This is a genomic window from Streptomyces sp. NPDC004435, assembly GCF_042873895.1.
In the GTDB taxonomy this organism is placed as follows: domain Bacteria; phylum Actinomycetota; class Actinomycetes; order Streptomycetales; family Streptomycetaceae; genus Streptomyces.
The window spans coordinates 18,635-45,508 of sequence record NZ_JBIAMB010000004.1; the positions used below are offsets into that span (position 1 = coordinate 18,635).

The window sequence follows — 26,874 nt, forward strand, 5'->3', positions numbered from 1 at the left end:
CTCAACCCACGGGTGTCAGCCGAGCGGCGTCAGCCCATCGGCCTCAGCCCACGATGTCGGCGAAGCCCTCGATCTCGCGCGGGTCGCGCTGGCCGGGGCCCGTGTAGCGGGCCGACGGGCGCACGAGGCGGCCGGTGCGCTTCTGCTCCAGGATGTGCGCCGACCAGCCGGCCGTACGGGCACAGGTGAACATCGACGTGAACATGTGCGCCGGGACCTCGGCGAAGTCCAGCACGATCGCCGCCCAGAACTCGACGTTCGTCGCCAGGACCCGGTCCGGACGGCGGCTGTGCAGCTCCTCCAGGGCGGCCTTCTCCAGCGCGGCGGCCACCTCGTAGCGCGGGGCGTCCAGCTCCTTGGCCGTACGGCGCAGGACGCGGGCGCGCGGGTCCTCGGCGCGGTAGACGCGGTGGCCGAAGCCCATCAGGCGCTCGCCCTTGTCGAGGGCCTGCTTCACGTACGCGACGGCGTCGCCGCTCCGCTCGATCTCCTCGATCATGCCGAGGACGCGGGAGGGCGCGCCTCCGTGCAGCGGGCCGGACATGGCGCCGACGGCGCCGGAGAGGGAGGCGGCCACGTCGGCGCCGGTGGAGGCGATGACGCGGGCGGTGAACGTGGAGGCGTTCATGCCGTGCTCGGCGGCCGAGGTCCAGTACGCGTCGACGGCCTTGACGTGCTTCGGGTCCGGCTCGCCGCGCCAGCGGATCATGAAGCGCTCGACGACCGACTCGGCCTTGTCGATCTCGCTCTGCGGCACCATCGGCAGGCCCTGGCCGCGCGCCGACTGGGCCACGTAGGAGAGGGCCATGACGGCGGCGCGGGCGAGGTCCTCACGGGCCTGCTCGGCGGAGATGTCGAGGAGCGGCTTGAGGCCCCAGACCGGCGCCAGCATGGCGAGCGCGGACTGCACGTCGACGCGGATGTCGCCGGAGTGCACCGGGATGGGGAAGGGCTCGGCGGCCGGCAGACCGGGGTTGAAGGCGCCGTCGACGAGCAGACCCCACACGTTGCCGAAGGAGACGTGTCCGACGAGGTCCTCGATGTCGACCCCGCGGTAGCGCAGCGCGCCGCCTTCCTTGTCGGGTTCGGCGATCTCGGTCTCGAACGCGACGACTCCTTCGAGGCCCGGTACGAAGTCGGACATCAGGCGGCTCCCTCTATCGATGATCGATCAACCTAACGGCGGTCGCTGGTGGGACTGAACAGTCATCCAGCCGTCGAGTCTGTACGGTTCCGATGATGCGGGGAAGCGTGACATCCGGCACACTGCGCCGATCCGGCGACGAAGGGTTGGTGCTACGCCGTGGTGGGCAGACTGGGGTGCTGCGGCAGGATGGCCCCGTGACCGACGCTCTGGACCCCGCCGACATGCGTGAGCAGTACCGCACCAAGGAACTGGCCGCGGCCGATCTCGCCCCCGATCCGATCCAGCAGTTCGGGGCCTGGTTCAAGGAGACCGCCGCGAGTCCGGCGATCCACGAACCGAACGCGATGATCGTCTCGACCGCGACGGCCGACGGGCGGCCCTCGTCCCGTACGGTCCTGCTGAAGCACTTCGACGCCGCCGGCTTCGTCTTCTTCACCAACTACGGTTCCCGCAAGGGCACCGAGCTGACCGCGAACCCGCATGTCGCGCTGCTCTTCCCCTGGCACCCGCTGGCCCGCCAGGTCATCGTCACCGGCCGTGCCGTCCGCACCGGCCGCGACGAGACCGCCGCCTACTTCCGCACCCGCCCCCATGGTTCCCAGCTGGGCGCGTGGGCGAGCGAGCAGTCGTCGGTGATCACCTCGCGGGAGGAGCTGCTGGAGCGCTACGAGGAGCTGGCCGCCCGCTACCCGGCGACCGAGCAGGTCCCGGTGCCGCCGGAGTGGGGGGGCTTCCGGGTCGTCCCGGACACGGTCGAGTTCTGGCAGGGCCACGAGAACCGCCTCCACGACCGGCTGCGGTACGTCCGCGAGGACGGCGGCTGGCGCGTCGAGCGCCTGGCGCCGTAGGCGGCCCTCGGAGGAGCGCGAGTCCCGGTGGCCCGAAAAGGCCCCGGGAAGGCCGCGGAAGGCCGCGGGAAGGCCGCGGGAAAGCTGCGGGAAAGCTGCGGAAAGGCCCCGGGAACGCAGACGACCCGTGGGCCTTTGGTCCCGTCCGCCTAGGTTCGGACGGGAGCCGGCCGGACTTACCGGCGGCCCACGGGTCGGGTGACTGCTTGGGTTTCGGCAGCTGGCCTGCCGAGGTGCACATCGTGCGACGGCAGGCCTTAGCCCGCAGTCACCTCACGAGTCCGAAAAGAAACCATGTTTTCGGATCACCTCCTTTCGCGTGTGACCACACCCTACGAACCCCTCGGGAGCGCCACAAGCGATTTAATTCGCGTGCTTTCCGCCGGGCCTCAGGCGTCGCGCCGGCGCACCGCCCACCAGCCCGCGAGCAGCGCCGCCGCGGTCCACAGGGCGGTCACCCCGAGCCCGGTCCAGGCGCCGAGGGGGCCGGAGGGGTCCTGGAAGAGGATCTGCTGGCCGGCGCGGTCGGGGAGCCAGGTCGCGGCGCCCTCGGACACCCCGCCGATGACGAAGGACACGATCAGGATGAACGGGATCAGCAGGCTCAGCACCGCCACCGCGCTGCGCAGCAGGAAGGTCAGCCCCAGCGAGAACAGCGTGATCAGCGCCAGGTAGAGCCCGGCACCGAAGCAGGACCGCAGGGCGCCGGGGTCGCCGATGCCGATGGCGTACTTCCCGAGGAACGCGTTGGCCGTGAAGAACATGACGAATCCGGCCACGACGCCGACGACGAGCGCGCCCGCCCCCACGACCGCCACCTTCGCCGCGTAGAAGAGGCTCCGGCGCGGCACGGCCGCGAGGGAGTTCCGCAGGGCGCCGTTCAGGTACTCGGAGGACGCGGCGGTCGCGCCGAAGGAGATGGCGGCGATCTGCACGAAGTTCATCGGGTAGTAGAGCCAGAACAGCGGGTCCATCTCGCCGGTCGCCGCTTCCGGCTGCCCGATGGCGGGGAAGACCGCCAGGGCGATGCCCAGGGCGGCGACGAGGACGGCGAGCAGCGAGCCGAAGCTCGACCGGACCGACCGGATCTTGATCCACTCGGAGCGCAGCACGGTGGTGGGGGACACGGTCAGACCTCCTGGGGGGTGCGGGCGGTGAACTCGGCGGCGTCCGCCGTGAGGGCCAGGTACGCCTGCTCCAGCGAGGCGCGCTCGTCGGCGAGTTCGAAGACGGGGATGCCCTCGCGGGCGGTGACCGCCCCGATCTCCTCGGCGGAGGCGCCCTCCACCACCCACCGGCTGTCCGCGTCCGCCGCGTCGCCGACCGTCCACCCCTTCGCGAGGAGCGTGGCCCGCAGCCGGACCGGATCGCCGGTCCGCACCCGCACGCGCGCGTGGCTGTGGGAATCGATGAACTCCCGCATCGGCACGTCCGCGAGGAGCCGGCCGCGGCCCAGGACCACCAGGTGGTCGGCGAAGGTCGCCGTCTCGTTCATCAGGTGGCTGGAGACCAGGACCGTACGGCCCTCGGCGGCGAGCCGGCGCAGGAGTTCGCGGATCCAGACGATGCCCTCCGGGTCCAGGCCGTTGGCCGGCTCGTCCAGCATCAGGACGCCCGGGTCGCCGAGGAGCGCGGCGGCGATGCCGAGCCGCTGCCGCATGCCCAGCGAGTAGCCGCGGATCCGGCGGCGGGCGGCGCCCTCCAGGCCCGTCTCGGCCAGCACCTCGTCGACCCGGCGGGCCGGCAGGCCGTTGCTCGCGGCGAGGAAGCGGAGGTGGTCGCGGCCGGTCCTGGACGGGTGCGCGGCCTGCGCGTCGAGGAGGGCGCCGACCGTGCGCAGCGGCTCGGCGAGGGTCGTGTACGGGCGTCCGCCGATGGTCGCGGTGCCGGAGGTCGGCCGGTCGAGGCCGAGGACGAGCCGCATGGTGGTGGACTTCCCGGCCCCGTTCGGGCCCAGGAACCCGGTGACGCGCCCCGGCTCGACACGGAACGTCAGCTCGTCCACGGCCCGCGCCGCGCGCCTGCCGCCGTACTCCTTGGTGAGGTTCTTGACGTCGATGCTGGTCATGGCTCAAGCCTCGCGATCCGGGGGGCCCGGGCCATCCCCTGCCGGAGGGGACCGGCTCCCCCGTGCGGGGGAGCCGCCCGGGCCGCCTCCTTGAGAAGATCGCCGAATGCCCGCACCGCTGTCGCTCCTCCAGACCCTCGTACAGACCCTTGTACGGCCGCTGGTCCGGGCCGTCACGTACACGCGTTGGCTGCACCTGCTGATCGGCGCGATCGTGCCGCTCGCCGGCGGGCTCATCTACCCGGGCCTCTCCGATCCGGGCGTCGTGGACTGGCTGATCGCGGCGGCGCTGCCGGTCCCGCTGGTCGCGGCGGCCGCCCTGCTGCCGTCGGCGCGCCGCGCCGAGGGCCTCCAGGCGCGCCTGATGCTCTTTCCCGGGAAGCACGCGCGCGTGCGGGCCACGGGTGAGGCGGGCGCGGGTGAGGCGGGCGTCGGCGAGGCGGGCGTCGGCGAGGCCGCCACCGGAATCTCGGCGACCCCGTCGGCGTCCTGGACGGACCGGGGCAGGACGGCGCTGTGGCTGGTGTTCCGGATGGGGGCGGGGCTCGCGGCCTGGCTGCTGACGATCTGGCTGCTCCAGGTCACGCTGGTGTTGTCGGGGGTGTCGGTGGAGGAGCCGGTGCTGGGCTCCGTGACCCCGCTCGCGGGGGCCGCGCCGCTGGCCCCGTTGCCCTTCCTGGCCCTGCTCGCGCTGGTCGTCGCCGGAGGCCGGCTGGACACGCGGGTGGCCCGCCGGCTCCTCGGCCCTTCGGTGAGGGAACGGATGGCCGCCCTGGAGGACCGGACGGAACGGCTCCTCGAACGCAACAGGATCGCCCGCGAACTGCACGACTCCCTCGGCCACGCCCTGACCCTCGCCGTGGTGCAGGCGGGGGCCGCGCGGGCGGCCGGCGACCCCGAGTTCACCGACCGGGCGCTCGCCACCATCGAGGAGACCGGCCGGGCGGCCCTGGAGGACCTGGAACGCGTCCTGCTGCTCCTGCGCGAGACCGGCCGCCGCCCGCCCGGCGCGGGCCCCGGTCTCGACGAGGCCGCCCGCCTCCTGGACTCGGCCCGCTCCTCGGGCGCGGTGGTGGAGGCCGTGATCACCGGCCCCGTGGAGGAGCTTCCGGGCCCGGTCTCCCGGGAGGCGTACCGCATGCTCCAGGAGGCCCTGACGAACGCCCTGCGCCACGCGGGACCGGTCCCGGTCGCGGTCCAGGTGGCGGCGGACGACTCCCGCCTCAGCCTCCTGGTCACCAACCCCCTGCCCGAAGGCCGTCCCCCCGCCGTCCCCGGCTCCGGCAGCGGCCTGCGCGGCATCCGCGAACGGGCGGCGCTCCTGGGCGGCGAGGCGAAGGCGGGCACGGCGAACGACACCTGGCAGGTCACCGTCACCCTCCCCCTCCGCTGACCGCCCGGCCCCCGGCCCCGGCCGCTCCGACCGGCTTCCGGCCGCGCCGCCCCCCCGCTCCGGCCGAGCCGACCGGCCCTGGCTCCCCGAGCCGCCCGAACCCGGATCCCCGAGCCGACCGAACCCGACTCCCGCTGCGCTGACGGGACCAGGACCCGACTTCCGTCGCGTGGACCGCCGACCCGGACCTCGGGCCACGTCGGCCGGCTCCGCCCCCGGCGCCCCGCCCCGGCCCTCCCGCCGTGCTGGCTAGGCTGGCCGCATGGTGATCAAGGTCCTCCTCGTCGACGACGAACCCCTCGTCCGGGCCGGTCTGCGCGCCGTCCTGGCGGCGCAGCCCGACATCGAGGTGGTGGGCGAGGCGGCGGACGGCGCCGCCGTCATCCCGCTCGTCCGGAGCCTGCGCCCCGACGTCGTGGCCATGGACGTCCGGATGCCCCTCATGGACGGCATCGAGGCCACCCGGGCCGTACTCCGCACGGTCGACGCCCCGCCGAAGATCCTCGTCGTCACCACCTTCGAGAACGACGAGTACGTCTACGGCGCCCTCCGCGCCGGCGCCGACGGGTTCCTCCTCAAGCGCGCCCGCCCCGCCGAGATCGTCCACGCGGTCCGTCTCGTCGCGGAGGGCGACTCCCTCCTCTTCCCCGCCGCCGTACGCGACCTGGCCGCCTCCTACGCCCGGGACCGCCCCGCCAACGAGGCCCACGAGGCCCTGGTCCGCGCCCGTCTGACCGAGCGTGAGGAGGACGTCCTGCGCCTCATGGCCCGCGGTCTGTCCAACGCGGAGATAGCCGCCCGCCTCGTCGTGGGCACCGAGACCGTCAAGTCGCACGTCAGCGCCGTCCTCGCCAAACTCGGCGCCCGCGACCGCACCCAGGCCGTCATCGCCGCCTACGAATCGGGCTTCGTGTCCCCGACCTGACCCCACCCCCGAACCCCACCCCCGACCCCCTCGGCCGCTTCCCTCGAATCCGTTTCGCCGAACCTGATGTGTTCTGGGTCACGTTCCAGTTGAATGGCCTGCATCAGGGGGGTTACCGGGGGGAGTTCCGGGTGAGTGCTTTCACGGGGTCCGCGCCGGACACCGCTTCCGTGCCGGGGGCGGGCGGCGATCTGCTGGCCGCGCTGCTCGACGGGATGGACGCGGCGCTCTGCGCGCTGGACGCGGGCGGGACGGTCACGCACTGGAACCGCGAGGCCGAGCGGATCCTCGGCTGGCCGGCGGCGGAGGCCGTCGGGCGGCGGGGGTTCGACGGCTGGGCGGCGCGCAGTGCCGACGCGGAGGAGACGCTGGCGCGGCTGATGGGCGCGATGCGGACGCCCGGACGGCAGGTGCACGAGCTGGCGCTGCTCCGCAAGGACGGCGGCCGGGTGCTGGTGCGCAGCCAGTCGGCGGGCGTGCGGGGCGCCGACGGGCGGCCCGCGGGGGTGTACTGCGCCTTCAGCGAGGTGCATGTGCAGATCGACCTGGAGCGGTCGATCGCGCTGAGCGAGGCGCTCTTCGACGACGCGCCCTGGGGCGTCGTCCTGATCGACGCCGACCTGCGCCCGGCGGTCGTCAACGGGCATGCGGCCCGCGCGATCGGCACGGGCCGGACGACGCTGCTGGGCCGCCCGCTCGGCGATGTCGTGGCGCAGGGGGTGGAGGAGCTGGAGGGCGCGCTCCAGCACGTGCTCGCGGAGGGCGGCCCGCCGGCCCCGGCGGACCTGTGGGTGACGCTCGCGGCGGCTCCCGGTGCCGTGGAACGGCGCCGGTGCTGGCGCAGCGGGTTCGTGCGGCTGTCCTCGCCGCTGACGGAGGAGCCGGTGCCGCTGGGAGTGGCGTGGCTGTTCCAGGACGTGACGGAGGAACGGCTGGCGGCGCGGGAGGCGGACCGGACCCGGTTCCGCTGGAGCCAGCTGCACCGGGCGGGCGTGGCGGCGGCCGAGTACGCGGATCCGGCGGAGGCGGTGGCGGTGCTGCTGGACTTCGCGCTGGCCGGGTTCGCCGACCACGGCCTGGTGGACCGGGTGGCCGGCGCCCGGCGGCTGACCCGCGCGGTGGCGTCCCCGGCGGGCGCCCCGGACGCGGACGGCCTCGGCGGCGGTTTCCCGCAGCGTTACGGCCCCGAGCATCCGGCGCTCCAGGCGTGGGACCGGGCGGGTTCGGTGCGGGTGGACGCGGGCCGGGACGCGGCGGCGTGGGCGGCGGACCGGCACTGGCCTTCGGACACCGCGCACGCGCTGTGCACGGCGTTGCGGTCCCGGGGCCGTACGGTCGGCGTCCTCACCTTCCTGCGGACGGCGGCCCGGGGCGCCTTCGACCGCCAGGACGCGCTCTACGCCGAGACGGTCGCGGCCCGGGTGGCGGCGGCACTGGACGTACCGCCGCTGCCCTGACGCGCTCCCGGCCCGGTACGGCCCCTGGGCACGGCCCGTACGGCCCCTGGGCACGGCCCGTACGGCCCTGCACCGGCTCGTACGGGGCCCGACACCGGCCCCGTAGGGCCCTGCACCGGCCTCGTACGGCCCGGTACGGCCCTGCACACCGGTCCCGTACGGCGGCGCCTCCGGCCCCCTACCCGCCCGTCAGTGGCGGTAGAAGATCCGGTCCGCGTACTCGGTCATGACACGTCCGTTCCACTCGTGCCCGCCGTCGACGTTCCCGGAGCGCAGCAGCGGCGGCTCGATGCCGCGCCGGACCAGTTCCTCGGCGGCGGCGGCCATGGTGGCCTGCATCAGGGCGCTGGTGACGACCGTGGAGGCGGGGGCGAACGGCGCCTCGATGCCCTCGTGGGTCAGCTCGGCGTCGCCGACGGCGATCCGCGAGTCGAGCACGATGTCGCAGTGGTCCTTGAGGTACGTCCCCGAGACGTGCCGGGACTTCGTCTCCGTCGCGTACGCCACCGAGGTGACGCCGACGACGGTGAGGCCGAGCGCGCGGGCGTTCATGGCCATCTCGACGGGCAGGGCGTTGCGCCCGGACAGGGAGATGATGAAGAGCACGTCGCCGGCGCCGGCGGGGGAGGAGTCGAGGACGGCCCCGGCCAGCCCGTCGACCCGCTCCAGGGCGGAGCCGAGCGTCGCCGGCATGACGTCGACGCCGACCACGCCGGGGACGGCGAGCAGGTTCATCAGGGCGAAGCCGCCCGCACGGTAGACGACGTCCTGCGCGGGCAGCGAGGAGTGTCCGGCGCCGAAGGTGAAGAGCCGGTTGCCGTTCGCGACGGCCTCGGCGACGGCGGCGCCCGCGGCGGCGATCTCCGCGGAGTCCCCGTCGCGCACCTCCTGAAGCAGACCGATCGCGGCGTCGAAGAACTGTCCGGCCAGCTTGCTCTCGCCCATGTGAGGAGGCTCCTTCTCGTCGAGGTCGCCGATCACGGTGCGGTCTGGACCATTGCTCTGTCAATACTGCCTCCACCGCCCCGGTGTCCCCAGTTCTCCCGCTCCGGGGCGGGGGCCGCCCGCTTGTCGGCCGGATGCGCAAGAATTGGTGCAGGGCCAGCGCACGACTCATCGAGGGGCACGAATGTCCGGACTGATCGACACCACGGAGATGTATCTCCGCACCATCCTGGAGCTCGAAGAGGAAGGTGTGGTCCCGATGCGTGCCCGGATCGCCGAGCGGCTCGACCAGAGCGGCCCCACGGTGAGCCAGACGGTCGCCCGCATGGAGCGGGACGGACTGGTCGCCGTGGCGAGCGACCGCCACCTGGAGCTGACCGACGAGGGCCGCAAGCTCGCGACGCGCGTGATGCGCAAGCACCGCCTCGCCGAGTGCCTGCTCGTCGACGTGATCGGCCTGGAGTGGGAGCAGGTCCACGCCGAGGCGTGCCGCTGGGAGCACGTGATGAGCGAGGCGGTGGAGCGCCGCGTCCTGGAGCTGCTGCGCCACCCGACGGAGTCGCCGTACGGCAACCCGATCCCGGGTCTGGAGGAGCTGGGCGAGAAGGCCGAGGCCGAGTCCTTCCTCGACGACTCGATGGTGTCGCTGGCGGACCTGGACGCGAGCGAGCCCAAGACGGTGGTCGTCCGCCGGATCGGCGAGCCGATCCAGACGGACGCCCAGCTGATGTACACGCTGCGGCGCGCGGGTGTGCAGCCCGGTTCGGTCGTGTCGGTCTCGGAGTCGGCGGGCGGCGTGCTCGTGGGCTCCAGCGGCGAGGCGGCGGAGCTGGACACGGAGGTCGCGGCACACGTCTTCGTCGCGAAGCGCTGAGGCGCGGAAGCGCGGGAGCGCGGGAGCAGGGCATGTGCGGGGCCGGGTGCGCGGGAGCGCGCCCGGCCCCGTCACACGTAGGGGGCGAGCGCGCCCACAGCCCCAGCGCGAGGGTGCCGCCGGTGACCAGCCGGCCGGGCCGAGGGTGTGCGTCACGACGGTCGCGTCCGAGGGAGCCTCGGGGTCGTACACGACGTGGATCTCGGCCGTGGGCCCGTCAGTCAGGAACCGGCCTCGATCGCCCCCCGATCGCCGTTCAGGCGGGCCCGGTGGCCGTCGTCCGCGCGCGGGCGCCGCACCGCGCGCCCCGTTTACGCCGGAATGGCCCCGCGCGTGCCCTCGGCGTGCCAGGCTGGAGCGAAGTGCGTGCGCTGTGTGATGCGCGGAAGGGTGGGGCCATGGGAGCGACGGGGGCCGTACGCCGAGTGCCGCGCGCCGCGGTCGCCGCGTCCGACGGGGTGCCCGGAGCGACAGAGGGCCCCGGCGCCTCGCGGCGCCGGGGCCTGTCCTCCCCTGTTCCGACCTGGAGCCCCGAGCTCTCAAGGTCGGTCCCCTCGGACCGTTTTCCCCGAGCGGTCCGCCTCCCGTTGAAGATCTCCCCTCGGCCGCGCGCGCCAATCCTTGAGCCCTGTCACTCGAACGAGGGGTGTTGCGCGGCAGAGGCGCATTTTCGAATGTGGGTTCGATAGTCTGGCGGGGTTCGACGGGAAGAGAGGGGGTGCCAGATCATGGCGCGACGACTCGACGTCACCGGGGCCGACGGCATCCGGCTGGCGGCCTGGGAGTTCACGGCCGAGGGCGGTACGGCCTCCGGCCCCGAGGCCCGTACGGCCCCGCGCCCGGCCCTGCCGCGCGCCACCGCCGTGAGCATCGCCCGCCAGCCCTCGGGCCCCGAGGACCGCGCCGCGCCTCCCCGCCCGTCCGGCGCCCCGGTCTTACTGCTCCACGGCCTCATGGGCCACGCGGCCCACTGGGCCCGCGCCGCCGGCCTCCTCGCCGGCGGGCACCGCACGATCGCGCTCGACCAGCGCGGCCACGGCGCGAGCGAGAAGCCGCCCGGCGGCCCCTTCACGCGCGAGGCGTACGTGGCGGACGCGGCGGCCGTCATCGAGCGGCTCGGACTCGCCCCCGTCACCCTCGTCGGCCACTCCATGGGCGCGCTGACGGCCTGGCAGCTCGCCGCCGAGCGCCCGGACCTGGTCCGCGCCCTGGTCATCTGCGACATGCGGGCCTCCGCGCTCGGCGCGGCCTCGCAGCGCGCCTGGCAGGACTGGTTCCGGGGCTGGCCGGCGCCCTTCCCGACGCTGGACGCCGTGCACCGCTGGTTCGGCGCGGACGACCCGTGGGTGGAGACGCCGAACCCGGCGCGGGGCGCGTTCTTCGCCGAGGTGATGACCGGGCGCGCGGACGGCTGGCACCCCGTCTTCGACCCGGAGCAGATGCTCACCTCCCGCGAGACCTGGGTCCACGACGCCCACTGGGACTCCCTCGCCCAGGTCCGCTGCCCCACCCTCGTGCTCCGCGGCCTGGACGGCGAACTGGGCCGCGCCGAGGCCCAGGAGATGGTCCGCGTCCTGCCGCACGGCGCCTACGCCGAGATCCCCGACGCCGGCCACCTCCTCCACTACTCCCACCCCCGGGCGTGGGCGGAATCGGTGAACCCGTTCCTGACGGGCGTCCTGACCCCCTGATGCTCCGTCGGGCGTGCTGACCCCCTGACGCCCCGTCCTGCCCCACCGAGGCCGGGGCGGAACTCGGGTACGACTCCGTACAACCTTGAAGCGCTGTGGCAAGTCTGACGCGGGTGACGGAGACGTCGCCCCGAGCCTCAGCACGGAAGGTCCTCGCATGAGACACCTCAGTACCACCCTCGCCCTCGCCCTCGCCCTGAGCGCGGGCACCCTGAGCGCGGGCGCCCTGAGCACTCCGGCGTTCGCGGCCCCCGCCGCCGAGTCAGGGCAGGGGTCGACCGCGGACGCGGTCCCGCCGCTGTCCATACCCTTCGATTCCGAGCTGGTCAGTGTGGGGAAGACCGGCATGCTCACCCATACCGGCATCGGGCACGACACCCCCTTCCGGTGGACGCGGTTCTCGGACGGCGTCACCACGGTGCTGCCGCCCGCCCGTTTCTACTGGGGAAGCGCCGGCACCGATTTCGTCGTGTCCCAGAAGGGGGATGTGTTCACGCTCACCGACATGAGCGGGACGAAGGCGCCGGTGGTGTTCGACACCTCGACGTTCGACACCGGCCCCAACTCGTACGGGGTGAGTCGTGTCGTGGGCGAGTCACTGCTGATGGTGGCCGACGTGAACGAGAAGCCTGAGTACCGTCTCGTCTCCCTGGACGAGAAGGGCCAGGTGAGGAACCAGAAGCTCGACCTGCCCGCCGGTTCGCGTCCGGGGCACAGCTACTCCTCCGGCCCGGACAGCCTCGCCGTCACCTACACGCTGCGGGAGCCCTCCTTCCACTACCGTCTCAGCACGGTGGACGTGGCCACCGGCGCGATCACCTCGTCCCGCGTCCTCCCCTCGGACCACAACAGCGACGCGATCGCCGTGACCCCGGACCACCTGACCTGGGTACTCCGCCCGTACGACCCCGACCCGGAGCTTCAGGTGATCTCCCGCGCCACGGACACCCCGGTGTCCACCACGCCGCTGATCACCTGGGAAACCGGCGGACTGACGGTGCACCACGTGGGCGACTGGGTGATGCTGGTCAACCCGGGCGGCGCCACCGCGGAATACCTCAGCCCGTACTTCCCGCTCACCGCGCGCCCACTGAAGGGCGGGGCGCCGGACGTGCGGCTGCTGGACCACGCCGGTTCCGTGGCGCACGCCCCGGACGGCGGCCTCCTCGCCCTCGGCGGCACCCTCGCCCAAGGCGAAGGCCTGTACCGCATCGCCCAGGACCCCGACACCGGCAGCCCCACCGTCACCCTCCTGCGCACCTTCAACCGTCCGACCGCCCTCACCGTGACGAAGGAGAACCTGCTGCCGACGGGCACGATCGACCTCGACCGCTTGGGCGGGAAGCCGATCGCCAGCTGGACGCTCAACCGCTACAACGCCAGGACGAGACTCACCCTCACCCACACGGCGTCCGGCCAGACCGCCGAGATGGACCAGGGGCCGTACGTCACGCACGTACCCGGGTTCCCCCAATTCTTCACCTGGAACGGGGCGTTCAAGAGCCGTCTCCAGGCCTACAACGGCGCCTACACGTGGAAGATGAGGGCCGAGCCCGTCAACGGCCTCGGTCCGGCCGTCGAGCGGCAGGGGTCCTTCACCCTCACCCGCGCGCCCAAGGCGCACGACTTCGACGACAACGGCGCCCCGGACGTCCTCTCGGTCGACCGCCGAGGCGAACTGGCCTCGTACGACGTCAGGAAGATGTGGCGCCTCGACAGCATTCCGCCGAGCGAGTACCACAGCCAGACCCCGTACAGGCGCCTGATCGGTGGCGGATGGGGCGTGTACGACAAGGTCCTCGCCGCCGGCGACCTCGGCGGGGCCCGTCAGGACGACCTCGTCGCCCGGGACAGGACCGGCGTCCTCTGGTTCTACGAGGGCAAGAGCGGCCACAAGACCCCGTTCGCCACGCGCACGCGGATCGGCGGCGGCTGGGGGATCTACAACCAGATCACGGCCGGCTCCGACCTGACCGGCGACGGCCGCGCCGACCTGGTGGCCTCGGACAAGGCCGGCGTGCTGTGGCTCTACCGCGGCACCGGCAACCCCAAGGCCCCGTTCGCGGTGCGGAAGAAGATCAGCGGCGGCTGGGGGGTCTACAACCAGATCATCGCCACCGGTAACCTCGGCGGTGCGGGCGCGGGTGATCTCGTCGCCCGTGACAAGGCCGGAGTCCTGTGGCTCCACCTCGGCAAGGGCGACGGCACCTTCACCGCCCGGACCCGGATCGGCAGCGGCTGGGGTTCCTTCAGCCACCTCGTCGCCATCGGAGACGTCGACGCGGACGGCCGCCGGGACCTCCTCGCCTCGAGCCGGGACTCCGACGGCAGGACCCTCCTGCGCCTCTACCGGGGTACCGGCCAGTGGCGGACCCCCTTCGCGTACGGTCAGCTCGACCACGTGAGGAACCGCCCCACGCTCGACAACCTCTTCTGACCCCGCGACCGGGCGGCGTACCGGGCAGCGAGCCCGCCCGGCCGCGAACGCCCGGCGCCGCCGGTCCTCCCGGGCGAGAGCCCGGGGGCGCGGATCGGGGGCCGGGTAGGGCAGGGCGGAGGGCGAGCGTCCGCGCCCTGCCCGCCCTGCCGGAGAATCCCGTACGCGTGCCCGAGCCGATCCGGCAAGTCCCGCAGTACCCACAGCCCCGCACCACACGAAGGAACCGCATGCGCATCACCTCGCGTCGACGCCTGGCCACCACGGCCGCGACGCTCGGACTCGCCGTCGCCACCGTCCTCGGCGCCGGCGCCGGCCCCGCACAGGCGGCCCCCGCCGACTGCCCGGCGGGCTACTTCTGCGCCTGGAAGACGGACAACGCCACCGGCGAGATGTTCAAGACCAAGGCCGACGCCCCCACCCTCGGCAGCTGGGACAACAAGTTCCGGTCGGTCTCCAACCGCACCACCAAGTTCGCCTGCATCCACGACGACCCGAACCACGGCTACGACGGCGACGTCTGGCAGATCGACCCGAACCCCTCCGGCACCGAGTGGGGCGGCCCGGGCAGCAGGAGCGTCAGCTCGCTCCGCCTCGTCGCCACCGAGCGCGAGTGCACCGGCCTCGCCGCCTACCCGGAGTGGTACGCGGTGAAGTCGCCGGCCGCCGCAGGCTTCGGCGACCTGAACGCCGACCGTGTCCCCGACGTCCTCGTCCGCGACAAGTCGGGCCGCCTCTGGTCCCTCCCCGGCAACGGCACCGGCAAGCTCGTCGGCGGCGGCTGGAACGCGATGAACGCCCTCACCCGCCACGGCGACTTCACCGGTGACGGCAAGGAGGACGTGATCGCCCGCGAGGCGTCCACCGGCAAGCTGTGGCTCTACCCGGGCACGGGCACGGGCGTGTTCGGCGCGCGGAAGCTGATCGGGACGGGCGGCTGGAACGCCATGACCCAGATCACCGCCTTCGGCGACCTCACCGGCGACAAGCGCTCCGACCTCCTCGCCGTCGAGAAGTCCACGGGCAAGCTGTACCTGTACCCCGGTACGTCCTCCGGCTCGCTCGGCGCCCGCAAGCTGATCGGCACCGGCGGCTGGAACAGCATGAACGCCCTCATCGGCTTCGGCGACATGACCAAGGACGGCAAGGCCGACCTCCTCGCCCGCGAGGCGTCCACGGGCAAGCTGTGGCTGTACCCGGGCAAGGCGTCCGCCCTCGGGTCCCGCGAGCAGATCGGCACCGGCTGGAACGGCATGGCCTCCTTCCTCGCGGTCGGCGACTACAGCGCGGACGGGCACCACGACCTCGTCGCGCTCACCCGCGCCGGCGTCGAGACCGCGTACCTGGGCAAGGCCGCGCCCGGCTTCCAGCCGGGTGCCGCTGCTCCGTACGCCGACTGGAACGACCTCAACGGCGCTTTCTGACCTGTGACTCGGCCATATACAAGAGGGGGACATGTGCGTAAGGCGATGAAGCGGGGCCTGGCGTCCTTGCTGGGCCTGGCGGCCCTGGGGGCCCTGGGCACGGCGACGGCCGCCCCCGCGCAGGCGGCGGCGAGCGACTGCCCGAAGGGCTACTTCTGCGCCTGGAAGACGGGCAATGCCACAGGACCGATGTTCAAGACGAACAAGTCCCTGCCGACGCTGGGCGCGTGGAACAACACGTTCCGGTCCCAGGTCAACCGCACCTCGAAGTTCGCCTGCGTCTACGACCTGCCGAACTACGAGCTCGGCACCCTGTGGACCCTGGACCCGAACGAGGACCTCCACGACCGCTACGACATCGTCGTGGACCCGCACGCCGGCTCGGTGGAGCTCGCTCCCACGGAGCGCGAGTGCGGCGGCGAGGCGCACCCCACGTGGTACGCGGAGACCTCCCCGAAGGCGGCCGGCTTCGGCGACCTGAACGGCGACCGCAAGGCGGACGTCCTCGTCCGCGACAAGGTCGGCCGCCTCTGGTCCCTGTCCGGTGCCTTCACCGCCAAGCTGGTCGGTGGCGGCTGGAACGCGATGAGCGCTCTGACCCGCCACGGCGACTTCACCGGTGACGGCAAGGAGGACGTGATCGCCCGCGAGGCGTCCACCGGCAAGCTGTGGCTGTACCCGGGCACGGGCACGGGTGTGTTCGGCGCCCGGAAGCTGGTCGGCACCGGCGGCTGGAACGCCATGACCCGGATCACCGCCGTCGGTGACCTCTCCCGCGACGGCCGGGCCGACCTCCTCGCGGTGGAGAAGTCCACGGGCAAGCTGTACCTGTACCCCGGTACGTCCTCCGGCGCGCTCGGCGCCCGCAAGCTGGTCGGCACCGGCGGCTGGAACAGCATGAACGCGCTGACCGGCCCCGGCGACACGAACGGCGACGGCCGCGTCGACGTCTACGCCCGCGAGGCGTCCACGGGCAAGCTGTGGCTGTACCCCGGTACGTCCTCCGGCTCGCTCGGCGCCCGCAAGCTGGTCGGTACGGGCGGCTGGAACGCGATGGGCTCCTTCCTCTCGATCGGTGACTTCACCGGCGACGGCAAGCCCGACCTCGCGGCGATCGCCCGGCGCCCCGGCCTGGAGCCGGAGCACGCGGACGAGCTCCGCACCTACCGTGGCCTCGGCACCGGCGCCCTCGCGGCCTGGAACCGGGCCGACAGCGGCTGGTGGGGCCTGAACGGCGCGTTCTGATCCGACACCGCACGCGGAAGGGCCTCCGCCCCGGAGAGGGGCGGAGGCCCTGTGCGTTGCCGCCGCCTTACCGCACGCGGCGCAGGAAGGCGTCCCACGCGGTGGGGGAGACGGAGAGGGAGGGGAGGTCGGTGTCCTTTGAGTCACGGACGTGCACGGCGGGGAGGGCGGTGATCACAGCTCCCGGACCACCTGCTCGATCCATCGCGCTGACGCATCCGACGAGAGCGCCTGCGAGCGCAGGATTCCGTAGCGTGCGAACGCATCACCCAAGTCAGGCTGCTCGGTGAGCAGGTATCTGTTGCTCTGCGCCTCGACGTAGACGAGCTGGTTCTTTCGCTTCTCCGTCTCCAGGAGTACGAAGGGCCCGCTGATGCCCGCGTGCGCTTCCACATCGCCGGGCATCACCTGGATCTCCACGTGCCGCAGGCGGCCGAGGTCGAGCATGCGGATCAGGTTGTCCTTGAGGACGCGCCGGCCGCCGATGGGGCGGGTGAGCGTGGCCATCTCCACGACGAAGCTGACGAGCGGCGGAGGCTGCCGATGGAGCACGGCCTGCCGCGCCATGCGACCGTCGAGCATGGACTCGCGCTCCTCGTCCGACCAAGGGGGCGTCGCGCAGTTGAACACGGCTCGCGCGTACTCCGGCGTCTGAAGGAGTCCCGGGATGACCCGGCATTCGTAGCCGGCGATCGAGACGGCCCTCTTCTCCTCCCGCATGTACTCCTCGAATCCACCGGGAGCGGACCCGGGCGGAACCTCCTTCGCGAGTTCCAGCAGTGCACCTTGTGCACCCAGTTCCACGTCCGCGACGGCGACGAAGTGCTCCAGGGCGCGGCGCTCGCCCCGCTCGATCATCGCCACCTGGGACTTGGAGTATCCGGTCGCCGCTGCCAGCTTCTCCTGCGAAATGCCCGCCCGCTCACGGTAGAACCGCAGCATCCTCCCGAACGTCCTCGCAGGCCCCGATCCCAGTCCGCGCTGTTCGTTCACACCCCGCCTCCCCGAGTGCACAGTCCTGCACAACATCACTTTCTCCCTGGTGAGAGCAGACCACGCTCGCAAAGCTGGCGTCATGAATCTGCGCAAGTCGCTTGACGCCAAGCCCACCTGGGTCCCCGACGCCGGCCACGCCCTCCGCCTCGCCGGTGTGCACTTCGACGCCGTGCGGATCGGCGGGTATCTGGGGGAGGAGGTCGCGTACGACCTCATGGCGTTCACGGGGTTCCGGGCGGGGCCGATCGTGCGGGAGGCGACGCGGGAGCGGAACGTCTACTTCCTGCTCGCGCCGGGGACGGCCGCCGGCCACTCGTGGCCCGCGCCGACTCGGGCGCTGTACGGCGGGGGCCGGAGCGAGTCGTACGTCGGGATTCCCGCGTTCGGCGGGACGACGTGGCCGCTGGGCTGGAGGTCGCTCCCGACGCTCGAAGATCCGTTCGTAGAGGGAGAGTTGTTGCGCCGAGCGGTGGAGTCTGCGCTACGGTGACGCCATCATCACGCTCCGTTAATGGAGCGGCCCCCGGGGGTGCGCCAACACCATCCGAGGGCCTTCACCGCTAGTGGATATGAGGTCCACCAGAAATGCTTCGGCATGCTATCGCGCCCTTGTCGGCGTACACGAAGGTCTCGCACAGTGTCGTCCGGAATCCGCGACTGACCAGCGACGCGAAAGTCCTCCTCGTCTACCTCCAGGGGCTCCCGGAGAGCGCGGCCACCACGAAGCCGCTCGGCGAACACGCCGTTGACCTGGGCATGAAGCCGAGGACTTACCAGAAGGCGAAGGAATCGCTCACCACGTGCGGACATCTGCACGAGTGGCGATGGCAGGACGGTCAGGGGCTCTGGAAGACCACCCAGCTCGTCACGAACGTCAGCCTCACGCGTGAAGAGGCGAGGGCGGTACGGGACGGCGACCGGTCACCGACTGTGCCCGATCCGACGGTCGGTGAGCCAACGGGTCGGAGGGCCGGGGGCTCCTCCAAAGGCGAAGACGGAGAGAAGAAGAACAACCGTTCCTAGTCAGTGAGCAGGAGTGAGCCTTGGACCCATTCCTGTGCACTGCGGACATCCCGAACGGTTTTGGGTGTCCTGGTTGCCCGCGTTCGCTCCGCGTCCGGATGCACGGATCGTGTCCGTGGTCCGGGTACGCGGGGGCGGGTTTCCTCACGTCCTGGGGTTTCCGGTTCGGCCTGGGCGGTCCGATGCCCACGGCGATCGCTCTGGTCGTCGTGGGGCGGTGTCGTCCGTCGCCGGATCGGGTGTCCGAGGGCGCGTCGCCCGATCGCGACGCTCGCGGCGTCGTGACGGGACATCTTTCGCTTGTTGCTGGTCAGCGGCTTGCGCCAGTGCTGATCGCCCCACATGGAGGTGTAGGCCGGGTCGACCGCGACGATCGTCATGTCCTGCTCGGCGGCCATCGACACCAGACGGGCTTTGAGCTTTCCGGTGGGGATGCCGGAGATCAGCTGACGGAACCGCTTGCGGCGGCCGTGCTTCTCCCGGGTCTTCTCGGCGGTGAAGTCCAGGTTCTCCAGGCCGATCGCCGTGACGCCGGACCGCTTGGTCCAGTGCAGCAGGCGGGTGATGGCGTGGCGGACCTGGGCGTCACGGTGTCCGGCGGTGCCGGACAGGTCGTAGGGGAAGCGTCGCGGGTCACCGACCGGGTTGCCGTGCCGGTCGAGCAGGTAGGCGGCGAAGTGGTCGGCGTTCGTGTCCACCCCGACCATCCCGGCTGCGCGGGCCGTCTCCAGCGGGACCGTCCGGACGACCGGCTTCTGCCATGACGCGGTCAGATACCAGCGGCCGCGTCCGGCGTCGTAGTGGATGCGGTAGGCGACCGCCCGGTTGCCTGCGATCCGGTCGGCCCACTCGGCGCCCCGGTGCGCGAACGCCACCTGAGAGGCCAGGACGTACCGGCCACGCGGGGCGTTGGCCAGGTGCGCGAGCGGGGCGGGCAGCTTGATGGACACCTCACCGTCCGGGGTGACACGGATCGTCTCGTTGCCGTACCGCTTCCCGGACTCACCGTCAGCGGCGAGGAACCACCGCCCGGCCTCCCACCGTTCCCGCCACTGCTCCTCGGTCAGCTGGGCCGCGTCCAGGTTGTGGCGGGTGTTCAGCAGCCGCCGGCCACCCCGGACGACGTGCACGACACCCGCCTCACGCTCGGCGCGCGCCACGTCCAGGCGGTGCTCCAGCACGGCCAGGCGCCGGGACTTCACGAACCACTCGTGCCTGGACCGGTATCCGCCCGGGGTGCGCTTGGTGCCCTTCTCCCCGACCGGGAGCGACAGCCGGTGCATCAGCATCCGCACCCCGGCCTCCAGACCCTGGATGTACGCGAGCTGGCCGCGCCGCGACAGCGCCCACTGATCATGGCTGGCCTTCGTGATGCTCCCGGCCCAGCGGGACGAGGACGCTGCGGTCAGGCCCTGCTTCCGGGCCGCCCACGACCCGGCACTGTGGCCCAGGCCCTGGGCGCAGCGCACCGCCAGATCCCGGGACGCGAGACGGCCCAGGTGCTCACCGGTCTGCCGGAGAACCCCCTCGTCGGCCGGGGTGAGCCGCTTGAGGCGCGTCCGGATCGCCACACCGGACGGACCGAGCGCGACGAACGGTGCGTCGATCACACGCAGCTGCCGATTCGCGGTCTCCCGCACCGCTCACCCCCTCCTGGCCAACACTCCGAACCTACCGGCACCCACCGACAACCGCCCCGGACAGCCCCCGACACCACCGACAAAGGACGCACTCATACACGCTTGCACGCACTCCTCATCACTCAACCCGCAGCAGTTCACCACCCCCACCCACCCACCGAAGCCCCGGCACCGACGGACGCCTCGGACGACCCGGACGAGCCTGGGAGGCCGGGAGGCCCGGACGAGCCGGGGGACTCAGACGAGCCGGGGACCCCGGGGGCCGGGACGAGCCGAGGGGCCCGGACGAGCCGAGGGGGCCGGGAGGCCCGGCGGACCCCCGCGACGACGGGCGGCCGTCCCCGCCCGACGCCCCGCTCGTCCACGCCGAACGTCTCCTCCTGACGCTCCACCACGCCGACCGCGACCTGCGGCTCGGCGTCCGGGAGGCGCGGGGGCTCGCCGCCCTCGCGGCGGAGTGGCTGCGGCGGGGCGTCTCGACGGCGGACCTGCGGCACGCACTGACGGCGCATCTGCCGCGTACCGGCGTCCATTCGGCGGTCGGGTTCCTCCGGCACCGGCTGACCGAGAAGCTGCCGCCGGAGCTGACGGAAGCCCCGGCCTGGGAAGCCCCGTTGGGCCAGGCCCCGTTCTGGGAAGGCCCCTTCGGCGAAGCCCCGTTCGGGGAGGCCCCGCGCCCGGCGCCGAATCCGCTCGTGAACTGCCAGGGCCCGGGCGGCAAGCCCCACGCGTTCCGGCCGGTCGCGGACGAGACGCTCTGCGGGCCCTGCCGCAGCGAGGCGGCCAGGCGGGCCAACCCGCAGGCCCAGCGCCCGGACGCGCCCCCCGTCCGCGGCGACTGGCGCACCCGCGTCGCCGAAGCCTTCGCCGAACACCCCGGTCGCGCCTGGGACGCCCTCGACCGCACGAGCCTCCTGCCGGGCGCGCCGGACGGTTCGGCGGGGGCCGAACCGTCCCGCGGCTAGCGTCGGGAACCCCGCGCGGGACCGGCCCGCACGCCCGACAACGGGAGGCATCGATGCCCCACACCCTGCCCGACAACCCACCGGAGACGGCGCTGAGGCGGCGCGTCGCGGAACGGTTCCGCGAGGTGAACGGGGACCACCCGATGTCCGCCGCCGACGACGCCTACGTCAGCGCGCAGTTCGTACCGCTGGACGACCTGTGCGCCGCCCGGGGGCGCGAGGCCGCCGAGGTCCGGCGGCTGATGCTGGCCCGGCGGCTGCCGCTCCCCTCGTACCTGCGCTCCGACGGCGCCGAGATGGTGCCGCGCGACCTGTTCGACCTCGCGGAGCGGGCCGGCGGGATCGACCGCCTCGAAGCCTGGTTCACCGGGCACTGGGAGGACGCGCGCGCCGGGCGGGCGGAGTGGGACGCGTACCTCAGCGGTCAGTACGTCTGCCTGCGCACGGTCACACCGGAGACGATCCGGCGCAAGGAGTACCTGACGGGCGCGATCGGTGCGGCGGAGAACGCACCGGACGCCGGCTCGGCGGACTGGGCCGCGCGACTGCACGCGCTCGTCGACGAACTCGACGCGCTGGAGCCTGACTTCACCGCCTACGACCGGCTCCGCTTCGGCGGTCCGACGTCCAGGGACACGTGTGTCGACGCCGTCCGCGCCCGTCACCCCCGCGCCGGGGCGGCTAGCCTGGCCCGGTGATACGCGCCTGGCTGACGTCGATCCTCCTGGCCCTCGTGGGGCTGCTCGCCGCCGGGAGCCGGGTGGCGGACGGCAGCCCGGTGGCCGGCCTGGGCTTCCTGGTGGTCTTCCTGCTCCTCGCCGCCGTCGCCTCCCCGCTGGTCTTCCCGAGGTCGGTCACCTCGGCGGAGGCCCTGCGCCGGGCCGAGGCCGACGGGCGGCCGGTCGTCTACTGGCGCCCCGGCTGCGCCTTCTGCCTGCGCCTGCGCTTCCGCCTCGGCCGCCGGGCCCGCCGTGTCCACTGGGTGAACATCTGGCGCGACCCGGAGGCGGCGGCGGCCGTACGCGCCGTGAACGACGGCAACGAGACCGTCCCCACCGTCCTCCTGGCGGGCCGCCACCACACCAACCCCGACCCGGCCTGGCTCCGCGCCCGGATCGACGACCCCGACCCCGACCCCGACTCCGACGCCGGCCCGGCACGCTGACGCCGAACGGCGCCGCCGGCCCGGCGTCACGGTCCCGCATCCCCGGCCCCTGCCCCGGCCGTGCCCCGACCCGCGCCCCGACCCGCGCCCCGCTCCGCGCTCCGCTCCGGTTCGTCGGTCCAGATGTGGCTGCGGAGGTCCGTCCCGCGCACCACCTGCACCCGCCAGGGATCGATCCGCAGCACGTGGAACCCGGGGTCCTCGGGCCCGCCGGGCCAGTAGCGGACCGGGTCGTAGCCGACCCCCTCCGGGCTGCCCTCGCGGTACAGCTCCCAGGCGTACCGCTTCACCTCGGGGTCCTCGGCCCAGGTGGTGACGCCGTCGACGAAGACGGCGTTCTGCCGGGGGCTCCAGTAGGCGTAGGTGGTGTGCGGGTTGCGGGCGAGGTGCGCGGCCTTGACCGGTGTCCGGTGGACGGCGAGCCAGCCGACGGGTCTGCCGTCGACCAGCTCCCACACGGGCATCAGGACGCGGGCCCGGGGGCGTGACCTGCTGTCGACGGTGACCATCGTGGCGTAGGCGATGGTCCGGACGTACTCGAAGAACTGCTGCTCGATCTCCGCGAAGGTCTTCACCTGGGTGGCGGCCATGTCGTCTCTCCTTCTGTGGTGTCCGGGACTTCCCGCTCCCTGCCCGTCGTTACCGCGCGGCCTCCGCCGGCACCGGGGACTCCGGCGTGCCCGAGGCGACGGCCGTCCCGCCCGGCCGGCTCCGCAGTCCGAAGGCGCTGACGACGGTGGCGACCAGGGCGGCGACCAGCGGCACGACGAGGGCGGCCCGGTAGCCGTCGAGCAGACCCGTGGGCGAGCCGGGGTCGGTGGCGGCGATGTTGGCGGCGGTCACGGCGGACAGGCCGAGCGCGGCACCGAACTGGAAGGACGTGTAGAGCAGTCCGCCGGCGACGCCCTGCTCCTCCTCGGCGATCCCCTCCGTCGCGACGATCGTCAGCGGGCCGTACGCGAGCGAGAAGGCCAGGCCCAGGATGATCAGGCTGGGGAACATCGCCAGGTACGTCCAGTCCGCACCGACCGGCAGGAAGAGCGCGTACGCGAGGGAGGCCAGCAGCAGCCCGCCGAAGATGACCCGGGCGTTGCCGAACCGCTCCACCAGGCGGGGGGTGAGGGTCGGGGAGAGGATCGCGTCCACGCCGATGACGATCAGCGCGAAGCTCGTCTGGAGGGTCGACCAGCCGCGCAGCTCCTGGAGGTAGAGCACCGCGATGAACTGGAAGCCGAAGAAGCCCGCGGCGAAGAGCATGCCGGCCAGGTTGGCGCGGACGAGGGCGCCCGAGCGGAAGATGCCCAGGCGGACCAGAGGAGAGGCCGACCGGCGCTCGACGGCGACGAAGACGAGGAAGAGGGCCAGGCTCGCGCCGATCGTGCCGGCGGTCCAGGCGGCGGAGACGTGCGAGGCGCGCTCGACTCCGAAGACGAGCAGCAGGATGGCGGCGGTCACGCTGAGCGCGCCGGCCAGGTCGACGCCCTGGCCCGTCCGCTCCGGGCGCGGGGACTTCGGGATGAGCGCGACCGCGGCGATCAGGATGACCAGGGAGAGGACGACGGGCGCGAAGAACACCCAGCGCCAGTCGACGGCCGCCAGCAGACCGCCCACGACCAGGCCGACGGAGAAGCCGCCGGCCGCGGTGCCGGAGTAGAAGAGCAGGGCCTTGTTGCGCTGCGGGCCCTCCTCGAAACCGGTGGTGATGATCGACAGGCCCGCCGGGGTCATGAAGGCCGCGGCGACACCGGTCACGAACCGGGCGACGATCAGCATCCACCCCTCGGTGGCGAAGCCGCCGAGTCCGGAGAAGAGCAGGAAGACCACGAGCCAGAAGACGAACATCCGCCGGCGCCCGAAGAGATCGGCCGCCCGGCCGCCCAGCAGCATGAAGCCGCCGTAGCCGAGGACGTAGGCGCTCATCACCCACTGGAGCATGCCGGTGGACAGGTCCAGGTCCTCGCGGATCGAGGGCAGCGCCACGTTCAGCATGGCGACGTCGATGCCCTCCAGGAAGATCGCGCCGCACAGCACGAGGAGCACGCCCCACGCGCGCCCGCTCATGCGGTCGGTGCCGCTGCTCGGAAGGGTCGGTGATGAGGGCATGGCGAAGCTCCTGTCGGCGAAGGAAGGGTGGCGCGGAACGCTCCGCGTCTCGGTCCGCGCGCCTGGAATCCCCTGAAGTCCGGGCGCGGACGCGGCGACTGACGGCAGGTCACGGAAAGGGAGTCCGGTTCCCGCTTGTCGTCACCGAAATCATCCGGCAGCCTGGGGAAGCATGGAAGAAGGCACTTTCACGTCACCTGGTTACTGCGAGGGAACCGAGCAGCACTACGACGTTCTCCAGTGGGACGCCCGCGAGGGGTGCGAGGTGCGGCAGATCCTCGACCGCGTCGCGGACAAGTGGTCGCTGCTGACCATCGCCCACCTCGACCGGCAGCCGCTCCGCTTCTCCGAACTCCGCCGCCGCATCGAGGGCGTCAGTCAGCGCATGCTGACCGTGACCCTCCGCCAGCTCGAACGGGACGGCCTGGTCAGCCGAACCGTCTACCCCGTCGTCCCGCCCTGCGTCGAGTACGCCCTCACCCCGCTCGGCGCGACCCTCCACACCACCATCCAGGCCCTCGTCGGCTGGACGGAGGCCCACCAGCAGGAGATCGCCCGCGCCCGCGCCGACTACGACAACCGGCAGGCGGAGGCCGCGACCCTGGCCTCCTGAGCCCCCCGGATCCCCAGGACCCGGCCCACCCCGACCGCCGGCCCGGCCCTGGCAGCCCGCCCCGGCGGCCTGCCGGACGCCGGGGCGGGCACCCCGGACACCCCGCCAGCCGCCCGGGCCGACTGGTCGACCGGCGCGCCCGCCCGACCGGCGCGCCCGCCCGGCCCGCCCGCCCGACCGGCCCGCCCGGCCCGCTCGACCGTCCTGCCCGACCGGTCGGCCCGGTCCCGGTACCTCGGATCTCCGGCGCCACAGCACCCGGCACCTCAGGACCTCGGCTCCCCGGTGTCCCAGCTACCCGGCTGCCAGGCTCCCCGGCGTCCCAGCCACCCGGCTACCCGGCTGTCAGGCGCCCCGGCTGCCCGGCGCCCCTCAGCGCTCCGCGTCGGCGGTGGTGTCGTCCGCTCCGGCCGGGATCTCCGCGAGTCTGGCGCGCAGTGCCGTCGCGGCCGCCGACACGTCCGCCGCGAACGAGTCCCGGCCCGCCGCCACCGCCGCCCGGGAGGCCACCTCCAGGGCGTCGCCCCATGGCCCGGCGAGCTCCGGCAGCAGGCGCCGCGCCTCGTCCCCCGCGCGGCGGACGATCGAGTCGCATATGAGGTGGGTCTCCAGCGCGATCCGCCACGCCTCGGCGACCTGTCCCTCCCGCAGCAGCAGATCCGCCGCCCGCACCAGCACGGCCGCCTTCGGTGCGAACGTCGCGCCCATCCGTACCCGCACCGACGACGAGTACGACTCGTGAGCCGTCAACTCCTCCCGCAGTCGAGCCAGTTCGCCGTGCGACACCGGACCGTCCCGCCGCTCCCGCAGCAGCCCCTCGCCCGTCAGGAGCGCGTCCGCCAGCGACGGCGGCAGCGGCAGCGCGGCCACCTCCTCCTCCCGGTCCACCGCCCCCGGCTCCAGCTCGTCCGCCCGGGCCAGCAGCGGCGCGGCCTGCCGCACCCGGCCGGCCAGCCGCAGATGCAGCCCTTCCCGGGCCAGTGCCCGCCCGAGCCCGCCGACACCCGCCTCGGCCGCCTCCCGCACCACCAGATCCACCCCGAGCGCCGTGTCCCAGTTGCCCCGGGCCGCCTCCAGCCGCGAGGCGGTGTCGCCGGCCGCGTCCGCCATGTACCCGGCCTCCTCCCGGCCGAGTCCGCCCCGCTGCCCGGTCAGGTCCTTGTACCGGGCCAGCGACTGCCGGGCGCACGCCAGCGCCTGGTCCACGTCCCCGACCTTCAGCTGCACCACCGACGCCAGCGCCAGGACCCGCGCGAAGTCCGGCAGCAGCGGATGCGGCGACTCGTAGGCGCCCGCCGCCACATAGGCACCGATCGCCCGGTCCACGTCCGTCAGCGCGGCCAGCGGACGCCCCGCCTCCCCGTACGCCCGCGCCCGGCGTATCAGCGCGTCCGCCGCCAGCAGCTCAGCGTTCGGCACACCGCTCCGCCCGTACGCGTCCACGCACGCCCCGAGGTCCGCCACCGCCTCCTCGGCCTGCCCCAGCGCCAGCCGCGTCGAGGCCCGCGAGTACAGCAGAGCGCCCCGCATGTGCCACAGGCGCGGGTCGTCGGGCGCCGCCCGGCACAGCTCGTCCAGATACCTCGCCGACCGGTCGAAGGCCTCCAGCGCCGCCCCCGCCCGGCTCGGCAGCACCTGATGCCCGACCCCCTGCTCGTACGCCTCCTGCGTCAGCCGCGTCAGCCGCTCCCGCTCCGCCTCGGTCAGTCCCGAGCCCGAGCCCGAGCCCGCGCCGACGTCCTCGCCGACCGAGCCCCGCCCCGCGGAACCGCCCTCCGCGCCCTCCGCCCCCTCCGTGCCCTTCCGCCTGCGCCGCCCGAAGAACCCCACGCGAACCTCCCCCATCGCCACCCGAACCCCTCCTCAGCATCATGACCGCCACCCCCCGCCCCCGACACCCCTGTGGACAACTCCT

At 73.3% G+C, this 26,874-nt stretch carries 25 protein-coding genes; 15 read left to right on the forward strand and 10 right to left on the reverse strand.

Annotated features, from left to right (window positions below):
* Nucleotides 1-43: 43 nt before the first annotated feature.
* Complete coding sequence (locus tag ACFYT9_RS07890; RefSeq protein ID WP_387271542.1) at nt 44-1,144, reverse strand: citrate synthase 2; 1,101 nt, start codon at nt 1,142-1,144, stop codon at nt 44-46.
* Between the two features lie 224 nt (nt 1,145-1,368).
* Here ACFYT9_RS07890 and pdxH point away from each other — a divergent pair, with 224 nt between their 5' ends.
* A complete protein-coding gene (gene pdxH, locus ACFYT9_RS07895; RefSeq protein ID WP_389162100.1) occupies nt 1,369-1,995 on the forward strand; it encodes a pyridoxamine 5'-phosphate oxidase in 627 nt (208 codons plus the stop codon).
* A gap of 389 nt (nt 1,996-2,384) precedes the next feature.
* On the opposite strand, the gene ACFYT9_RS07900 is transcribed toward pdxH, so the two are convergent.
* Together ACFYT9_RS07900 and ACFYT9_RS07905 are read right to left on the reverse strand one after the other, a co-directional pair.
* Entirely contained in the window at nt 2,385-3,128 is a 744-nt protein-coding gene (locus ACFYT9_RS07900) for an ABC transporter permease (protein ID WP_389162101.1), read from the reverse strand.
* Nucleotides 3,125-4,063, reverse strand: coding sequence for an ABC transporter ATP-binding protein (locus tag ACFYT9_RS07905; protein WP_389161703.1), 939 nt, complete (start codon nt 4,061-4,063; stop codon nt 3,125-3,127). The genes ACFYT9_RS07900 and ACFYT9_RS07905 overlap by 4 nt, the downstream gene beginning before the upstream one ends.
* Nucleotides 4,064-4,169: 106 nt before the next feature.
* On the opposite strand from ACFYT9_RS07905, the gene ACFYT9_RS07910 reads away from it, so the two are divergent.
* From ACFYT9_RS07910 to ACFYT9_RS07920, 3 genes are all read left to right on the forward strand, one after another.
* Complete coding sequence (locus ACFYT9_RS07910) at nt 4,170-5,456, forward strand: sensor histidine kinase (RefSeq protein WP_389161705.1); 1,287 nt, start codon at nt 4,170-4,172, stop codon at nt 5,454-5,456.
* 262 nt (nt 5,457-5,718) lie between these two features.
* Nucleotides 5,719-6,381, forward strand: coding sequence for a response regulator (locus ACFYT9_RS07915; protein WP_376601308.1), 663 nt, complete (start codon nt 5,719-5,721; stop codon nt 6,379-6,381).
* A gap of 131 nt (nt 6,382-6,512) precedes the next feature.
* The gene (locus ACFYT9_RS07920) at nt 6,513-7,838 is read left to right on the forward strand and encodes a PAS domain-containing protein (protein ID WP_376601306.1); all 1,326 of its coding nucleotides are present in this window, start codon (nt 6,513-6,515) and stop codon (nt 7,836-7,838) included.
* Nucleotides 7,839-8,027: 189 nt separating this feature from the next.
* Here the strand turns inward: ACFYT9_RS07920 and ACFYT9_RS07925 are convergent, their stop codons facing one another.
* Nucleotides 8,028-8,783 (reverse strand): SIS domain-containing protein, encoded by a 756-nt coding sequence (locus ACFYT9_RS07925; protein ID WP_360314967.1) that lies wholly within the window; start codon nt 8,781-8,783, stop codon nt 8,028-8,030.
* A 184-nt stretch (nt 8,784-8,967) separates the two neighbouring features.
* Here ACFYT9_RS07925 and ACFYT9_RS07930 point away from each other — a divergent pair, with 184 nt between their 5' ends.
* The 5 genes from ACFYT9_RS07930 to ACFYT9_RS07950 all read left to right on the forward strand — a co-directional run bounded on the left by ACFYT9_RS07930 (nt 8,968) and on the right by ACFYT9_RS07950 (nt 16,454).
* Nucleotides 8,968-9,657, forward strand: coding sequence for an iron dependent repressor, metal binding and dimerization domain protein (locus ACFYT9_RS07930; RefSeq protein ID WP_376601304.1), 690 nt, complete (start codon nt 8,968-8,970; stop codon nt 9,655-9,657).
* Between the two features lie 728 nt (nt 9,658-10,385).
* Nucleotides 10,386-11,348: an alpha/beta fold hydrolase gene (locus tag ACFYT9_RS07935; protein ID WP_389161708.1), complete on the forward strand. Its 963-nt coding sequence runs from the start codon at nt 10,386-10,388 to the stop codon at nt 11,346-11,348.
* Between the two features lie 157 nt (nt 11,349-11,505).
* Nucleotides 11,506-13,785, forward strand: a complete 2,280-nt coding sequence (locus tag ACFYT9_RS07940) for an FG-GAP repeat domain-containing protein (protein ID WP_389161709.1) — start codon at nt 11,506-11,508, stop codon at nt 13,783-13,785.
* Nucleotides 13,786-14,015: 230 nt separating this feature from the next.
* Entirely contained in the window at nt 14,016-15,209 is a 1,194-nt protein-coding gene (locus ACFYT9_RS07945; RefSeq protein WP_389161711.1) for an FG-GAP-like repeat-containing protein, read from the forward strand.
* Between the two features lie 33 nt (nt 15,210-15,242).
* Entirely contained in the window at nt 15,243-16,454 is a 1,212-nt protein-coding gene (locus tag ACFYT9_RS07950; RefSeq protein WP_389161713.1) for an FG-GAP-like repeat-containing protein, read from the forward strand.
* Nucleotides 16,455-16,521: 67 nt separating this feature from the next.
* On the opposite strand, the gene ACFYT9_RS07955 is transcribed toward ACFYT9_RS07950, so the two are convergent.
* Together ACFYT9_RS07955 and ACFYT9_RS07960 are read right to left on the reverse strand one after the other, a co-directional pair.
* Nucleotides 16,522-16,632, reverse strand: a complete 111-nt coding sequence (locus ACFYT9_RS07955) for a DUF397 domain-containing protein (RefSeq protein WP_387271557.1) — start codon at nt 16,630-16,632, stop codon at nt 16,522-16,524.
* Nucleotides 16,629-17,396, reverse strand: coding sequence for a helix-turn-helix transcriptional regulator (locus tag ACFYT9_RS07960; RefSeq protein ID WP_389161715.1), 768 nt, complete (start codon nt 17,394-17,396; stop codon nt 16,629-16,631). The genes ACFYT9_RS07955 and ACFYT9_RS07960 overlap by 4 nt, the downstream gene beginning before the upstream one ends.
* A 133-nt stretch (nt 17,397-17,529) precedes the next feature.
* On the opposite strand from ACFYT9_RS07960, the gene ACFYT9_RS07965 reads away from it, so the two are divergent.
* Together ACFYT9_RS07965 and ACFYT9_RS07970 are read left to right on the forward strand one after the other, a co-directional pair.
* Nucleotides 17,530-17,940 (forward strand): hypothetical protein, encoded by a 411-nt coding sequence (locus tag ACFYT9_RS07965; RefSeq protein WP_389161717.1) that lies wholly within the window; start codon nt 17,530-17,532, stop codon nt 17,938-17,940.
* Nucleotides 17,941-18,059: 119 nt separating this feature from the next.
* Entirely contained in the window at nt 18,060-18,473 is a 414-nt protein-coding gene (locus tag ACFYT9_RS07970) for a hypothetical protein (protein WP_389161719.1), read from the forward strand.
* On the opposite strand, the gene ACFYT9_RS07975 is transcribed toward ACFYT9_RS07970, so the two are convergent.
* Nucleotides 18,470-20,089, reverse strand: coding sequence for an IS200/IS605 family accessory protein TnpB-related protein (locus tag ACFYT9_RS07975; RefSeq protein WP_389162102.1), 1,620 nt, complete (start codon nt 20,087-20,089; stop codon nt 18,470-18,472). The two genes, ACFYT9_RS07970 and ACFYT9_RS07975, sit on opposite strands and share 4 nt — an antisense overlap.
* A gap of 719 nt (nt 20,090-20,808) precedes the next feature.
* Here ACFYT9_RS07975 and ACFYT9_RS07980 point away from each other — a divergent pair.
* Genes ACFYT9_RS07980 through ACFYT9_RS07990 form a run of 3 tightly spaced genes read left to right on the forward strand, consistent with a single transcriptional unit; the run spans nt 20,809 to nt 22,243 of the window.
* Complete coding sequence (locus ACFYT9_RS07980) at nt 20,809-21,078, forward strand: hypothetical protein (RefSeq protein WP_389161721.1); 270 nt, start codon at nt 20,809-20,811, stop codon at nt 21,076-21,078.
* Nucleotides 21,079-21,131: 53 nt separating this feature from the next.
* Nucleotides 21,132-21,776 (forward strand): DUF6058 family natural product biosynthesis protein, encoded by a 645-nt coding sequence (locus ACFYT9_RS07985; protein WP_389161722.1) that lies wholly within the window; start codon nt 21,132-21,134, stop codon nt 21,774-21,776.
* A complete protein-coding gene (locus ACFYT9_RS07990) occupies nt 21,773-22,243 on the forward strand; it encodes a glutaredoxin domain-containing protein (protein ID WP_389161724.1) in 471 nt (156 codons plus the stop codon). The genes ACFYT9_RS07985 and ACFYT9_RS07990 overlap by 4 nt, the downstream gene beginning before the upstream one ends.
* Nucleotides 22,244-22,269: 26 nt before the next feature.
* Here the strand turns inward: ACFYT9_RS07990 and ACFYT9_RS07995 are convergent, their stop codons facing one another.
* Both ACFYT9_RS07995 and ACFYT9_RS08000 read right to left on the reverse strand, forming a co-directional pair.
* Nucleotides 22,270-22,833 (reverse strand): pyridoxamine 5'-phosphate oxidase family protein, encoded by a 564-nt coding sequence (locus ACFYT9_RS07995; protein ID WP_389161725.1) that lies wholly within the window; start codon nt 22,831-22,833, stop codon nt 22,270-22,272.
* A gap of 49 nt (nt 22,834-22,882) precedes the next feature.
* The gene (locus ACFYT9_RS08000; protein ID WP_389162104.1) at nt 22,883-24,304 is read right to left on the reverse strand and encodes an MFS transporter; all 1,422 of its coding nucleotides are present in this window, start codon (nt 24,302-24,304) and stop codon (nt 22,883-22,885) included.
* A gap of 214 nt (nt 24,305-24,518) precedes the next feature.
* On the opposite strand from ACFYT9_RS08000, the gene ACFYT9_RS08005 reads away from it, so the two are divergent.
* Nucleotides 24,519-24,959: a winged helix-turn-helix transcriptional regulator gene (locus ACFYT9_RS08005; RefSeq protein ID WP_376605626.1), complete on the forward strand. Its 441-nt coding sequence runs from the start codon at nt 24,519-24,521 to the stop codon at nt 24,957-24,959.
* Between the two features lie 372 nt (nt 24,960-25,331).
* On the opposite strand, the gene ACFYT9_RS08010 is transcribed toward ACFYT9_RS08005, so the two are convergent.
* A complete protein-coding gene (locus ACFYT9_RS08010) occupies nt 25,332-26,789 on the reverse strand; it encodes a hypothetical protein (protein WP_389161727.1) in 1,458 nt (485 codons plus the stop codon).
* Between the last annotated feature and the right edge of the window lie 85 nt (nt 26,790-26,874).

Bases quoted from the DNA above. Each gene is read 5' to 3' on its own strand.
- ACFYT9_RS07890 (WP_387271542.1), bottom strand. From the start codon at position 1,144: ATGTCCGACTTCGTACCGGGCCTCGAAGGAGTCGTCGCGTTCGAGACC.
- pdxH (WP_389162100.1), top strand. From the start codon at position 1,369: ATGCGTGAGCAGTACCGCACCAAGGAACTGGCCGCGGCCGATCTCGCC.
- ACFYT9_RS07905 (WP_389161703.1), bottom strand. From the start codon at position 4,063: ATGACCAGCATCGACGTCAAGAACCTCACCAAGGAGTACGGCGGCAGG.
- ACFYT9_RS07910 (WP_389161705.1), top strand. From the start codon at position 4,170: ATGCCCGCACCGCTGTCGCTCCTCCAGACCCTCGTACAGACCCTTGTA.
- ACFYT9_RS07915 (WP_376601308.1), top strand. From the start codon at position 5,719: ATGGTGATCAAGGTCCTCCTCGTCGACGACGAACCCCTCGTCCGGGCC.
- ACFYT9_RS07925 (WP_360314967.1), bottom strand. From the start codon at position 8,783: ATGGGCGAGAGCAAGCTGGCCGGACAGTTCTTCGACGCCGCGATCGGT.
- ACFYT9_RS07930 (WP_376601304.1), top strand. From the start codon at position 8,968: ATGTCCGGACTGATCGACACCACGGAGATGTATCTCCGCACCATCCTG.
- ACFYT9_RS07935 (WP_389161708.1), top strand. From the start codon at position 10,386: ATGGCGCGACGACTCGACGTCACCGGGGCCGACGGCATCCGGCTGGCG.
- ACFYT9_RS07940 (WP_389161709.1), top strand. From the start codon at position 11,506: ATGAGACACCTCAGTACCACCCTCGCCCTCGCCCTCGCCCTGAGCGCG.
- ACFYT9_RS07945 (WP_389161711.1), top strand. From the start codon at position 14,016: ATGCGCATCACCTCGCGTCGACGCCTGGCCACCACGGCCGCGACGCTC.
- ACFYT9_RS07960 (WP_389161715.1), bottom strand. From the start codon at position 17,396: ATGCTGCGGTTCTACCGTGAGCGGGCGGGCATTTCGCAGGAGAAGCTG.
- ACFYT9_RS07965 (WP_389161717.1), top strand. From the start codon at position 17,530: ATGAATCTGCGCAAGTCGCTTGACGCCAAGCCCACCTGGGTCCCCGAC.
- ACFYT9_RS07985 (WP_389161722.1), top strand. From the start codon at position 21,132: ATGCCCCACACCCTGCCCGACAACCCACCGGAGACGGCGCTGAGGCGG.
- ACFYT9_RS07995 (WP_389161725.1), bottom strand. From the start codon at position 22,833: ATGGCCGCCACCCAGGTGAAGACCTTCGCGGAGATCGAGCAGCAGTTC.
- ACFYT9_RS08000 (WP_389162104.1), bottom strand. From the start codon at position 24,304: ATGAGCGGGCGCGCGTGGGGCGTGCTCCTCGTGCTGTGCGGCGCGATC.
- ACFYT9_RS08005 (WP_376605626.1), top strand. From the start codon at position 24,519: ATGGAAGAAGGCACTTTCACGTCACCTGGTTACTGCGAGGGAACCGAG.